This is a genomic window from Pantoea sp. T14 (assembly GCF_036663535.1).
GTDB classification, from domain to species: domain Bacteria; phylum Pseudomonadota; class Gammaproteobacteria; order Enterobacterales; family Enterobacteriaceae; genus Pantoea; species Pantoea phytostimulans.
This window is the reverse complement of record NZ_JAWUEB010000027.1, coordinates 204,711-217,547: the sequence shown is the minus strand read 5'-3', so window position 1 is coordinate 217,547 and position 12,837 is coordinate 204,711. Positions and strand designations below refer to the sequence as shown.

Annotated in this window: 10 protein-coding genes; 6 read left to right on the top strand and 4 right to left on the bottom strand. The window is 49.6% G+C overall.

Annotated elements, in window-relative coordinates; genetic code table 11:
- Positions 1-96: 96 nt before the first annotated feature.
- The 3 genes from SC127_RS18980 to SC127_RS18970 all read right to left on the bottom strand — a co-directional run bounded on the left by SC127_RS18980 (position 97) and on the right by SC127_RS18970 (position 3,572).
- On the bottom strand, positions 97-1,104 hold the full coding sequence (locus SC127_RS18980) for a glycosyltransferase family 2 protein (RefSeq protein WP_332627524.1): 1,008 nt from the start codon (positions 1,102-1,104) through the stop codon (positions 97-99).
- Positions 1,101-2,630: a lipopolysaccharide biosynthesis protein gene (locus SC127_RS18975; protein ID WP_332627522.1), complete on the bottom strand. Its 1,530-nt coding sequence runs from the start codon at positions 2,628-2,630 to the stop codon at positions 1,101-1,103. Before SC127_RS18975 ends, SC127_RS18980 begins: the two co-directional genes overlap by 4 nt.
- Before the next feature lie 87 nt (positions 2,631-2,717).
- Positions 2,718-3,572, bottom strand: a complete 855-nt coding sequence (locus SC127_RS18970; RefSeq protein ID WP_332627520.1) for a hypothetical protein — start codon at positions 3,570-3,572, stop codon at positions 2,718-2,720.
- Positions 3,573-4,309: 737 nt separating this feature from the next.
- Between SC127_RS18970 and ssuE the strand changes: the two genes are divergently transcribed.
- Genes ssuE through ssuB form a run of 5 tightly spaced genes read left to right on the top strand, consistent with a single transcriptional unit; the run spans position 4,310 to position 8,572 of the window.
- Positions 4,310-4,861, top strand: a complete 552-nt coding sequence (gene ssuE / locus SC127_RS18965; protein WP_215847174.1) for an NADPH-dependent FMN reductase — start codon at positions 4,310-4,312, stop codon at positions 4,859-4,861.
- A gap of 10 nt (positions 4,862-4,871) precedes the next feature.
- Complete coding sequence (locus SC127_RS18960; protein ID WP_243078228.1) at positions 4,872-5,825, top strand: sulfonate ABC transporter substrate-binding protein; 954 nt, start codon at positions 4,872-4,874, stop codon at positions 5,823-5,825.
- An 11-nt stretch (positions 5,826-5,836) separates the two neighbouring features.
- Positions 5,837-6,985, top strand: coding sequence for an FMNH2-dependent alkanesulfonate monooxygenase (gene ssuD, locus SC127_RS18955; protein ID WP_243078229.1), 1,149 nt, complete (start codon positions 5,837-5,839; stop codon positions 6,983-6,985).
- A 10-nt stretch (positions 6,986-6,995) separates the two neighbouring features.
- Positions 6,996-7,787: an aliphatic sulfonate ABC transporter permease SsuC gene (ssuC, locus tag SC127_RS18950; protein ID WP_215847175.1), complete on the top strand. Its 792-nt coding sequence runs from the start codon at positions 6,996-6,998 to the stop codon at positions 7,785-7,787.
- The gene (gene ssuB / locus SC127_RS18945; protein WP_243078231.1) at positions 7,784-8,572 is read left to right on the top strand and encodes an aliphatic sulfonates ABC transporter ATP-binding protein; all 789 of its coding nucleotides are present in this window, start codon (positions 7,784-7,786) and stop codon (positions 8,570-8,572) included. The genes ssuC and ssuB overlap by 4 nt, the downstream gene beginning before the upstream one ends.
- 47 nt (positions 8,573-8,619) lie before the next feature.
- Here ssuB and pepN read toward each other — a convergent pair whose 3' ends face one another.
- Positions 8,620-11,235: an aminopeptidase N gene (gene pepN / locus SC127_RS18940; protein WP_332627515.1), complete on the bottom strand. Its 2,616-nt coding sequence runs from the start codon at positions 11,233-11,235 to the stop codon at positions 8,620-8,622.
- Between the two features lie 227 nt (positions 11,236-11,462).
- Here pepN and pncB point away from each other — a divergent pair, with 227 nt between their 5' ends.
- Positions 11,463-12,683: a nicotinate phosphoribosyltransferase gene (gene pncB, locus SC127_RS18935; RefSeq protein ID WP_243078515.1), complete on the top strand. Its 1,221-nt coding sequence runs from the start codon at positions 11,463-11,465 to the stop codon at positions 12,681-12,683.
- Positions 12,684-12,837 lie beyond the last annotated feature (154 nt).

Sequence of the window (12,837 nt, the reverse complement as noted above, 5' to 3'; positions counted from 1 at the left end):
ATCGTGAAAGTCAGTGCACGGGTAAATGTGCGCCAGAATGGTAAAGTGCTCTGGCGCAAAAGTAAATTTATCCTGTGCAACTGAATTTGATCAATATCAGCGCTTAGGTGAGTAGCGGGACAATCGATTGCGGCAAGCCTGGAGTCCCACGAAAAGCGTTGGGCAATACCACAAAAGTTTCATGCGCGGATTTTGTTGAGTGACTTTGCGTACCAGGCGTTCAACCGGTGCGCGCCAGACAGCAGGAATTTGCATAGTGTTCTTACGAATCTGACTTAAGCATCCCTGCATTATTGTTTGATAATAATCATCCAGTAATTCCTCATCGATTTCTAATCCCTGGTTTTTTAAAAAAGTTTCACTGCTTTCGCGAGCGATAAAGTAATTTTCAATCCAGGAAAAATCTCGCGTACTTTGCGACAAGGAACTTAGCAAAAAACGTTTGTAATAGTAGCTCTGGCTAGTGAGATAAATTTGGTTAGCCTGCATATAAAGCGCAAACATATAGGGCGCGTCTTCGTGATTTTGAATCGATAAAAAACCGATAGATAATCGATTAATCAGCTCGCGCGAAATAATACTGCTCCAGACCACACGATGAGCCGACTGCGATTTCATCAGTTTCATCAATGTATCACTGCCACCCGACAACAAGCCGCTGATATGACGCTGATGAATCAACTGATATTCCCGCTGATAGGCTGGCAGGTCAAAAAACATCTTTGCCCCGAAACAGAACAGCTCAATGCCTGAATGGCGAGCCTTCACGCGGCGAAAATCAGCAAACAGTTCGGTTGAAACAAAATCATCTGCGTCCATGAAATAGATGTAGTCGCCGCTTGCGGCGGCTAATCCCTTCATTCGTGCAGCACTCACTCCGCTGCGCTCGTTACGAAGCAAGGTAACGTGTGGATGGCGCGCTGCCAGATCGGTTAACCATTCAACGCTGCCATCTGTTGAACCATCATCAATAACAATGATTTCTTCAGGGGGTGAGGACTGGCGCAACAGTGAAGTCATGGCTTCAGCCAACCAAGGTTTGCAATTCCAGTTCGGCACAATCACTGATACCGTAGGGCCATCGCGTGAAGTCAGCATTGTCATCCTCTTCCCTCCAGGTTAAATCTCTTGAGCAAAGGCGTTTTCAAACGCTTAATCACCAGGCTGTGCAGCAGACAACACACCGATAAATTTACCAAGCCAATCAGCCCAAGCCACAGCAGATTGATCCAACGATTTTGATTCCACTCAATGGGAAGTAACGTGCTGAGCCAGGCAATCAGTGCTGATACGGCCCAGACCATCATTACATCACGTGTTAACCAGGAAAAATGAATGCCTGGTGCAAATCGCCGATGCACCAACCATGCCCATCCTGTGAGATAGAAAACATTCTGTCCTAGCCATAACCAACCGGTGCCCAACGCGCCAAAATGGACCGCTGACCAGATATTGAGGGGAACCAACACGATGGCAAAGAAAGTGAAACCTTTCATATGCAGCTTAAGATTACCGTTCACATATTGCAGATGATAGAGCAACCCACATATTGCTTGAATACCACTTCCTAACGCATACAGGCTGAGAATAAATGACATCTCATCAACTATCTGCTGCTTCTGGGTCCATGCCCAAAGCAAGGGGCCTGCGTAAAACGCGATAGTTATACTGAGCGGTGCCATAAAGATAGAAACGGCTTGGGTGGTGTAGCGGTAGAGCTGCAAAGATTCAGTGTCGCCGCTGCCTGAACGCGTTTTCATTCCTGTCATGCGGGGCACAATAGCCTGCATAATTGGGCTACTAAGCAGTAAAATACCCGTGGCGGCTGTAGCGACAACAGTAAACGAACCGTATTCGCTCAGTGGCAGGGTTTTAGAGAGTACCAGCCGATCAATTTGCGAAATAAATGTCCATACAGCACTAGAAAACGCCGCGCTCAGCGCGAAACGTAAGAAAGGTTTCAGCACCTCTTTAAGATCTTCACGTTTCTCTTGGCGCGCTTCGCGTGGAACAAGTTGGCACGCCTTATAAATACAGCATGCGGCTTCCACCACTGAAACCAACAATTGCCAGAAAAAGAAAGTCAGGACGGGATTAGGGAAAATTTGTATGACGAGAACGGCACCGAAAGTGCGTAAGGTCGTAATGATTAAGTTAACGCCGTTCAGCCAGACTTGATGCTCAAACCCAACAATAACGCTGCGATAAGGACTGGTGCGCCAACGTATAGCTGCAGTAATCACCATAATACCCACGGCCATCACTACATCATTTGCAGGAAGATGTTTAGCATCCAGCCAATGGGTAGCAATCCACGGCGTCGCAAGCCAGCCCAGCACCACAAGCAACAACGTTGAAATCAGAAAGAACTTCGTCAGGGCAGCAAAGAGCGATGGAAACCAAACAAACTCTTTCTGGTTTGCACGATAGCGTGCAGCTTCACGCATCAATGTTGTCGAAACGCCTGCATCAAGCAATTGCAGCCACGTCAATAGAATTGAAAAAAAGCCAACTAACCCGTAGGCTTCCATTCCAAGATGTTGAATATAAAGAGGGACAACTAAAATACCAGACAGTGTCAGGTAAATCTGGCCGATATAATTAGCAATAGCATTACGTTTAATTGACATAATTTTTAATGGTGTCTGGCTTACTTTCCTAGTATGCATAAGCGTGACATAAAAATATTCGCTCGCCCAGCGGGCTAATTCTTAAAATTAAAACTGGTACTGTGGTTGTAGCTTTCTTCTCAGTTTCATTAATGTGAAAAATATGACAGGTTGTTTCAGCATTAATTTTTCCCAATAATTTCTGGCTTTCATTTTATCGCCAAAATAATCGATTGCATGTTGAACATTCGCGGAAAGTTGACGCTGTTGTGAGCATTCGTCACGCATTAACTGCGTTAAAGCATGACGTAAATAAATTTCTCTAACGTGATTTTTTTCAGGGATAAATTGTGTCAGTCTCGTTAATCTTTCATAGTCTGAAATAAATTGTTGGTAGGAAACGGGGTGCTTTAATCCCGTTTGGGCGTTCATTGGGGATTCATTAACAGACTGTTGTACAACCCAAACCGACTGGGCATTTAACAACCCCATCAACATGACATCCTGCAAAGTTGTTTCTTTACTAAATTCTCTTAGTTGCGCTGCGCGCAATACCACGGCGAACAAATCATGTTGCCATAAACCTTGTTCATGTAATTTTTGAAACAAGGCAGAAGAGTTTTGTAATCCCTGCGGCAATGCATTTTTAACCAGTGAAATCAGGTAACAGTTGAGTTCTGGCAGCGTGTCACTAAGGCTAGCAATCTCTTTTAAAAGGTTTTCAGGCAGCGCATACGCCTCTGGACAAATTACTATAAAATCATCGTCATCCGGCGTGCCATTAGAGAAAGTATACCCTGCGCTGCTGCTTTTATTCGCGATATATCTTCCACTGGGCAGGCTCTTTTGAAGCCAGTAGCATCCTATCGGTGACTGAGAGGCTGACAACTGTTTCGTACTCAACGTTGAAAGTAGCGTTTCATCATTATTATTGCTGTGTTGTGCATCTAAAGATTTCCCCATGATCATCTCCCTTAAGATGTGGGCGGACATTGATAAAATAAAGCGTCGCAAAATGCTCTTATTTATGAAGGCTAACTTTTCTTATCAAATTTTTAATTCAGTCAGCTTCAACTAATTATAAACAGCAACAAAATAACGAAAAGATAAATATTACTTCATTAAAGTAACAGTAATGATTCATTGTTCAGTCTTGTTTCACACTCTTTAAAAGAAAAAGGGGAAAATTCATCAACACTTGTTACCAAACTTAATAAGGTTAGTTTTATTTTTTTGATATTGTAATCAATCAGGCAGAAAATCGGGCGCAAAATTAAGGCAGACGTGACACATTAACGCTACTCTCTTGCTGGCAGAAATCTGTTCCGATGAGTTAACCTTGCCAGTTATCCTATTGCTATCAATGGCATTTGCGCTTTTTATGCCCTGAAATTTAGATCGTGACAACGTTTATCTTATACAGCTATTGGAATTAACGTTATTCATTAACTCAACTGATGACTAACGCACCTTAACTTATTTATTAGTTGAACGCTGAAACGCTATCATTTACCACTTTTCAGATAAAACTTAAAAAACATCAATTCGCGTCCCCCTTCATTTATATTTACCGCCCAATCCCGATTTTCAACAATCAATTGCCAGATAAATCATTTAAGACCCACCGCTTGCTCTGCCAGGATGAACGCATCAGTTCTCAACAATAGATAATCAATAACTTTTAGTTATAAGGAGTAGCGATGCGCGTTATTACGCTGGCGGGTAGCCCTCGATTTCCTTCACGTTCGACTTCTCTCCTTACGCTCTGCCAGCACAAGCTGGAAGCACGAGGTGTCGAGGTGATTCCATGGAACATCCATAACTTTCAGCCAGACGATTTGATCAATGCGCGCTTCGATGCGCCCGCTTTATTGGCACTGCGTGAAGATTTGCTGGAAGCGGATGGCTTGATTGTTGCGACACCTATTTATAAAGCCTCTTTTTCAGGTGCACTGAAAACGCTGCTTGACCTGTTGCCAGAGCGTGCGCTGGAACACAAAGTGGTTTTACCTCTCGCCAGCGGCGGCAGTCAGGGACACATGTTGGCGATGGATTACGCGCTCAAGCCGGTGCTGAATGCGCTAAAAGCGCAAGAAATTCTGCATGGCGTTTACGCAGAAGATAGCCAAATTACCCATTACGATCGTCAACCTGAACTGTATGCGCCGTTGGCTCAACGCCTTGATGAAGCCGTTGAATCATTTTGGTTGGCGCTGACACGCCACCGACACCCCGTTGCTCAGGCTGTATAAGGAAGAACAGATGAAAAGGCGTGTAGGAATATGGCTCACCACTGCGCTGTTATTCGCGGGTTTGCAGACGCAGGCCGCTGAACAAGATCCGGCACAGTTTCGCGTGGGTTATCAAAAGGGATCGGTCAGCATGGTGCTGGCAAAAACGCATCAGATGTTAGAGCAACGTTTTCCTCACACTAAAATTCAGTGGGTAGAGTTTCCGGCAGGACCGCAAATGCTGGAAGCGTTGAATGTTAACAGTATTGATTTAGGCAGTACCGGCGACATTCCACCGCTGTTTGCCCAAGCTGCTGGCGCGGACTTGCTCTATGTTGGCTCAGAGCCGCCAAAGCCACAGGCAGAAGTGATTCTGGTGGCGAATAACAGCCCACTGAAAAACGTGGCCGACCTAAAAGGCAAAAAGGTCGCCTTTCAAAAAGGCTCCAGCTCGCACAATTTATTGCTGCGTGCGCTTGAGCAAGCCGGATTGAGTTTCAACGATATCCAGCCGATTTATTTGACGCCAGCCGATGCACGTGCCGCTTTTCAGCAAGGTGACGTAGACGCGTGGGCAATTTGGGATCCCTACTACTCCGCTGCGTTGCTGCAAGGGAATGTTCACGTTCTGGTCGATGGTAGCAAGCTGAACCAAACCGGCTCCTTCTATTTGGCTACGCGTAAATTCACCGAAACGCACGGTGACTTTGTACAACACGTTTTGAAAACCTTCAGTGACGCCGATGCATTAACCCTCAGCCAGCGCCAGCAAAGCACTGAATTACTCTCTAAAGCCATGGGCTTGCCAGAACCGGTGATTGCCAGCTACCTCAGTCATCGCCCGCCCACCACTATTACACCGGTTAGCGCTAAAACCGCTGCAGCCCAGCAGCAAACCGCTGACCTGTTTTATGCCAATCATCTGATGCCAGTAAAAGTGTCGATCAAAGATCGCATCTGGCAACCGCATGCCGTTACGCAATAAGGAGTGAAAACATGAGCGTTTCCGTATTTTGGTTTCTGCCGACGCATGGCGATGGTCGCTATCTTGGTACTGCTGAGGGTGCTCGCCCTGTCGATCACGCTTATTTACAGCAAGTTGCGCAAGCGGCCGATCGCCTCGGCTTCGGTGGCGTGCTGATTCCCACCGGACGCTCCTGCGAAGATGCGTGGTTGGTTGCAGCCTCACTGATCCCTGTCACCCAGCGCTTGCGCTTTCTGGTGGCGCTGCGTCCGGGTGTGATCTCGCCTACTCAGGCGGCGCGTCAGGCAGCCACATTGGATCGCCTGTCAAACGGTCGTGCGCTGTTTAATCTTGTTACCGGCGGCGATCCTGAAGAGTTAGCCGGCGACGGCGTGTTCCTTGACCATCGTGAACGCTATGTTGAATCAGCGGAATTTACCCGCGTCTGGCGTCGGGTGCTCGAAGGCGAAACCGTCGACTATGAAGGCAAATACGTTAACGTACGCGGTGCGCGTCTGATGTTTAAACCGGTGCAGCAACCTCGTCCACCGCTGTGGTTTGGAGGATCGTCAGATGCTGCCCAAGACCTGGCTGCAGAACAGGTTGATGTGTATCTGACGTGGGGCGAGCCTCCCGCGCAGGTGAAAGAAAAAATTGAGCAGGTGCGTGCCAAAGCGGCGGCACAGGGCCGCAAAGTGCGCTTCGGTATTCGTTTACATGTGATTGTGCGCGAAACCAACGAAGAAGCCTGGCAGGCCGCTGATAAGCTGATCGCCAACGTGGATGACGCCACTATCGCTAAAGCTCAGGCTGCGTTCCAGCGCGCTGACTCTATCGGGCAACGTCGCATGGCAGCGCTTCATGGTGGACGTCGTGACAAGCTGGAGATCAGTCCTAACTTGTGGGCGGGTGTCGGTTTGGTTCGCAGTGGCGCAGGCACCGCGCTGGTGGGCGATGGACCAACGGTCGCTGCACGCATGAAGGAATATGAAGAGTTAGGCATCGAAACGTTCATTCTTTCTGGCTATCCACATCTGGAAGAAGCCTATCGCGTTGGCGAGTTGCTGTTCCCGCATCTCGATTTGAACGTGCCACTGGTGCCGCAACCTCGCGTAGTACAAGCGCATGGTGAAGCGGTAGCCAATGATTTTACCCCTGAGAAAAAAGCAGCGCAGGGCTGAGGAGAGCATCATGGCGAAAGTCAGCAAACGCATATCGAATCAGCTGGTGCCGTGGCTGCTGCCCGCCCTGCTGATTGTGGTGTGGCAAATCGCGTCGCAAACCGGCTTGTTATCAACGCGCATTCTGCCGTCACCCGAAAATATTGTTATCACTTTTTACAACCTCGCCGCCAGCGGTGAGCTGTGGCAACACCTTGCTATCAGCGGCTGGCGTGCTGCCATCGGTTTTAGTATTGGTGGTTCGATTGGTTTGATACTCGGTTTGATTACCGGCACCTCGCGTACTGGCGAGCGCCTTTTAGATACCTCAGTGCAGATGTTACGTAACGTCCCGCATCTGGCGCTGATTCCGCTGGTGATTTTGTGGTTCGGTATTGATGAAGCGGCAAAAATTTTTCTGGTCGCCTTGGGCACGCTGTTCCCGATTTACCTGAATACTTATCACGGCATTCGCAATATTGATCGCGGATTAGTGGAAATGGCTCGCAGTTACGGCTTGTCAGGTTGGAGCCTGTTTATTCAGGTGATTCTGCCCGGTGCTCTGCCCAACATCATGGTTGGCGTGCGCTTCGCGCTTGGTCTGATGTGGCTGACGCTGATCGTGGCTGAAACCATTTCAGCGAACTCAGGTATCGGCTATCTGGCAATGAACGCGCGCGAATTTTTGCAAACTGATGTGGTGGTAGTCGCCATCATTCTCTATGCCCTGCTCGGTAAGCTAGCCGATGTCACTGCGCAGCTGTTAGAGCGCGTCTGGCTGCGCTGGCATCCGGCTTATCAACTGAAGGAGGAGAACGCATGAGTCATACCCTTCCCCCAGCGCGCCTCAATACCGGTACACCCGTTGGCGTCAATGCGGTCAGCAAACACTATGGCAACCGCACCATTCTGAATAACATTGATTTGCACATTCCCTCCGGCCAGTTCGTGGCGGTAGTAGGTCGCAGCGGCTGCGGTAAGAGTACGTTGCTGCGTTTGCTTGCCGGGCTGGAACAAACTTCCAGCGGACAGCTACTGGCGGGCAATGCGCCGTTACATTCGGCACGCGAAGATACGCGCCTGATGTTTCAGGATGCACGCCTGCTGCCGTGGAAAAAAGTGATCGATAATGTCGGACTTGGCCTGCGCGGCCGCGAATGGCGCAGCGCAGCGATGGAAGCCCTTGAGGCCGTTGGCCTGGCTGAACGCGCTAATGATTGGCCAGCCGCCTTGTCAGGTGGTCAAAAGCAGCGTGTTGCGCTGGCGCGTGCGTTGATTCATCGACCTGGGTTGTTACTGCTGGATGAGCCGCTGGGCGCACTGGATGCATTAACGCGTATCGAAATGCAGGGATTGATTGAATCGCTGTGGCAGCAACATCACTTTACCGTGCTGCTGGTGACCCATGACGTCAGCGAAGCGGTGGCGATGGCGGATCGTGTTTTGTTGATTGAGGAAGGCCAGATTGGATTGGATTTATTGGTCGATCTGCCGCGTCCGCGCCGACGTGGTTCTGCGCGACTGGCTGAACTGGAGGCGGAAGTGCTGGACCGTGTAATGCGACGTGGGGAGAGCGATCAACCGGTACGTTACGCTCAGCAGCGCTAAAAAACGGCGGGTTTATGCACGTAATGGCAAAACCCGCCGTTTCATTATCAGGCGTTCAACGCTTTAGCGATCTTCTCGTACAGATCGCCAGAAAGCTTATCCAACCCTTTCAACTGCTCCAGCGCCTTGCGCATCAGCGCCTGGCGATCGGCATCGTAACGCTTCAGACGAATCAACGGTTCAATCATGCGCGCCGCGACCTGTGGATTGCGAGTATTGAGATCGGTCAGCATTTCTGTCAGGAACTGATAACCGCTGCCATCTTTATTATGGAAAGCTGACGGATTGCCTGAAGCGAAGGCGCCAATCAAAGCACGAATACGGTTTGGGTTGCCCATCGTGAATGACCGATGCTGCAACAGCGCGCGCACTTTCGTCAAAACATCCGCCGCTGGACTGGTGGCTTGCAGCATGAACCACTTGTCCATCACCAAACCATCATGATGCCAGCGCTCGTCGTAAGCCGCTAACAGCGCTTCGCGACAAGGTAACTGCGCCGATACGGCAGCAGACAACGCAGCCAGCGAATCAGTCATATTGGTGGCCTGCTGATATTGTGCCTGAACCAGCTTATCCGCCAGTTCCACCTCACTAAAGGCGAGATAATTCAGGCAGACATTTTTCAGCGTACGCTGACCGATAGCTGCGTGTTCAATTCGGTATTCACTTTGCTGATTCGCGTTGTATACCGCAAAGAACTCATCGGCCAACTCTTTCGCCAGCGTGCGCTGCAGCGCTTCACGCACCACGGTAATCGCCTGAGGATCAATGACCTCAAATAGCTCAGCGATTTCATTTTCACTGGGTAGCGACAGAATCAGCGCCGTCAGCGCCGGATCGGCGTGAGTATCAAGCAGCACCGCACGGAAAGCATCAGCCACATGCAGCGGCAGCGACAGCGGCTGGCCTTGCTGGTGACGCGACACATTCAGGCGAATGTAAGTAGCGAGCAAGCTTTGCGCAGCATCCCAGCGAGAAAAATCATTACGCGCATGGCGCATCAGAAACGTCAGTTGCGCATCGCTCCATTTGTAATCGAGCTTCACGGGCGCAGAGAATTCTCGCAGCAGCGACGGCACTGGCTGGAAGTAGACGTTATCAAAAATAAAAGTCTGGAACTCTTCAGTGATGTTCAACACGTTATGCACCGGATAACCATTGTGCTGCAACGGAATCACTTTACCTTCGCTATCGTAGAGTTCGATATCGAGTGGAATGTGCAGCGGCAGCTTCTCTTTTTGATCGGCGGTTGCTGGCGTGTGTTGCGTAACGTGAAGTGTGTATTGTTCCATTTCTGGATTGTAATCGTCGCGTACCGTCAGCACCGGCGTACCCGACTGGCTGTACCAGCGGCGGAACTGCGACAAATCGACATTGGATGCATCTTCCATTGCCTGCACGAAGTCATCGCACGTTGCTGCGCTGCCATCATGACGATCAAAATAGAGCTGCATGCCTTTCTGAAAATTTTCTTCGCCCAGCAAGGTGTGCATCATACGGATCACCTCTGAACCCTTTTCATACACCGTTAAGGTGTAGAAGTTGTTCATTTCGATCACTTGCTCAGGACGAATCGGATGCGCCATTGGGCTGGCATCTTCAGCAAACTGCGCGCCACGCATAATGCGCACATTGTCGATGCGGTTTACCGCGCGTGAGCCGAGATCAGAGCTGAACTCTTGATCGCGGAAGACGGTTAAGCCCTCTTTGAGGCTCAGCTGGAACCAGTCGCGGCAGGTTACGCGGTTGCCGGTCCAGTTATGGAAATATTCGTGGCCAATCACCGCCTCAATGCCGAGATAATCTTTATCGGTCGCGGTTTCTGCTTTGGCTAAAACATATTTGGAGTTGAAGACATTCAGCCCCTTGTTCTCCATTGCGCCCATGTTGAAGAAATCCACTGCGACGATCATAAAGATGTCGAGGTCATATTCGAGACCAAAGCGTTCCTCATCCCATTTCATGCTGTTTTTCAGCGAGGTCATCGCCCAGTCAGCACGATCAAGGTTGCCGCGATCAACGAAGATCTCCAGCGCAACATCACGACCTGAACGGGTTTTGAAACTGTCGCGCAGCACGTCAAAATCACCTGCCACCAGCGCAAACAGATAACAGGGTTTTGGGAAGGGATCTTGCCATTTTACCCAATGACGACCTTGTGCATCGCGTCCACTGTCAACGCGGTTGCCGTTAGACAGCAGGAACGGATAACGCTCGCCATCAGCAATAATGGTGGTAGTGAAACGCGCCAGCACATCTGGGCGATCGAGATACCAGGTAATATGTCGGAAACCTTCCGCTTCACATTGGGTGCAGAGTGCTTCGCCTGATTTGTACAATCCTTCCAGCGCAGTATTTTGATCAGGATGAATATCATTGATGATTTTCAGCGTGAAACTTTCAGGCAGCTGATTGAGCACCAATACGCCTTCATCTTCATGATATGCGGTCCACGGTTGCCCATTCACTTCAAGCGCAATCAGCGTAAGCGATTCGCCATCCAGACGCAGTTCAGCCTGGCTGTCACCCAAACGTTTTACCTGGCTGATCGCCGTCACGCGCGTGGTGGTGGCATCCAGCTCAAACGTCAGATCGATATCGGTGATGGTGTAATCTGGCGCACGGTAATCGTGGCGATTTTTAATTTGTGGCTGTTGCGTCATATTCCGTCTCGCATTGTTATAGGTTTACCGCCAAAGTCTAAGCTTGTTACTACAAGCTTGCCACGCACAATGCACGCATTGGCAAAAATCGCTACAATTCATTAACAATGGCACAGATTAGTCTCGACCTGCAGCCTTGAAATATGCTGTGATTGGCCTCAGTTACTGATTTATACTTTTGCGTCTTTATGACTTTTATCACACCGGGCTCTGCGCCACCGAACAGGATGCTGAAACGCGCCATGACAGGACATGCTTCCCCGATACTGACCTCATTGCTGGATACCGATGCGTATAAGCTCCATATGCAGCAAGCGGTTTTCCACCGCTATCATGACATAACGGTGGCGGCCGAGTTTCGCTGCCGTGGTGACGAACTGCTGGGTTTTTACGCTGATGAGATCCGTGAAGCGATTAACGCAATGCAGGCGCTAACGCTCAGCGATGATGAATATGCCTGGCTGGCTAGCCTTCCCTTCTTCCAGACCGACTATCTCGACTGGCTGCGAAATTTCCGCTACAACCCCGCTCAGGTCGAGGTGCGTAATCATCACGGCAAACTGGATATTCGTATTCAGGGCGCATGGCGCGAAGTGATTATGTGGGAAGTGCCGCTGTTGGCGTTGATCAGTGAAGTGGTACATCGTCATCGCACCCCGCAAATCGGCACACAGCAGGCTGTCGATCATTTACATATTAAGCTGGATGCGTTTAAACAGCAGGTTTCTGACCTGGATATGTCACGTTTCCGTCTAATGGATTTCGGCACCCGCCGTCGCTATTCGCAAGATGTTCAGCAATCCATCGTCAGTACTCTCAAGCAAGATTTCCCTTGGCTGGTAGGCACCAGCAATTACGATTTGGCGCGTCGTCTGGATTTGACGCCGGTTGGCACGCAAGCACATGAATGGTTCCAGGCATTTCAACAAATCAGTCCGGTTTTGGCTAACAGCCAGCGTGCGGCTCTGCAAGCATGGCTCGATGAGTATGATGGCCAGTTGGGAATAGCCCTGACCGATTGCATCGCCATGGACGCCTTTTTGCGCGATTTTGGTCTGACATTCGCTCGCCGTTATCAGGGATTGCGCCATGACTCAGGCGATCCCGTTGAATGGGGTGAAAAAGCGATTGCCCATTATCAAAAACTGGGTATTGATCCGCAAAGCAAAACGTTGGTCTTCTCAGATAACCTTAATCTGGATAAAGCACTGGCGCTGTATCGCCATTTTGGCCAACGCGCCAATGTGGTATTTGGGATTGGTACTCGCCTGACATGTGATATTCCTGGCGTGACACCGCTCAATATCGTGATCAAGTTAGTGGAGTGCAACGGTAAACCGGTTGCCAAACTTTCTGATAGTCCGGGCAAAACCATTTGTCAGGATAAAGCCTTCGTCAGAGCCTTAAGAAAAGCCTTCGATTTGCCGCTGGTGAAAAAAGCCAGTTAAGCGTCCTCTTATCGGGGCGTTGATCCGCCCCACTTCTGCTGTAATAAATCTGCATTCCCCCGGAATTTTGCTTGTTTCCTGTTTAGCCGCAAGTAACATAGCAAAACCCCGGATGGGGCAACTTTTTTACTCACTTCTTCTATATAGAGAGATA

Coding starts and splice junctions, on each gene's coding strand:
- SC127_RS18980 (WP_332627524.1), bottom strand. CDS start 1,104: ATGACAATGCTGACTTCACGCGATGGCCCTACGGTATCAGTGATTGTG.
- SC127_RS18975 (WP_332627522.1), bottom strand. CDS start 2,630: ATGTCAATTAAACGTAATGCTATTGCTAATTATATCGGCCAGATTTAC.
- SC127_RS18970 (WP_332627520.1), bottom strand. CDS start 3,572: ATGGGGAAATCTTTAGATGCACAACACAGCAATAATAATGATGAAACG.
- ssuE (WP_215847174.1), top strand. CDS start 4,310: ATGCGCGTTATTACGCTGGCGGGTAGCCCTCGATTTCCTTCACGTTCG.
- SC127_RS18960 (WP_243078228.1), top strand. CDS start 4,872: ATGAAAAGGCGTGTAGGAATATGGCTCACCACTGCGCTGTTATTCGCG.
- ssuD (WP_243078229.1), top strand. CDS start 5,837: ATGAGCGTTTCCGTATTTTGGTTTCTGCCGACGCATGGCGATGGTCGC.
- ssuC (WP_215847175.1), top strand. CDS start 6,996: ATGGCGAAAGTCAGCAAACGCATATCGAATCAGCTGGTGCCGTGGCTG.
- ssuB (WP_243078231.1), top strand. CDS start 7,784: ATGAGTCATACCCTTCCCCCAGCGCGCCTCAATACCGGTACACCCGTT.
- pepN (WP_332627515.1), bottom strand. CDS start 11,235: ATGACGCAACAGCCACAAATTAAAAATCGCCACGATTACCGTGCGCCA.
- pncB (WP_243078515.1), top strand. CDS start 11,463: ATGCTGAAACGCGCCATGACAGGACATGCTTCCCCGATACTGACCTCA.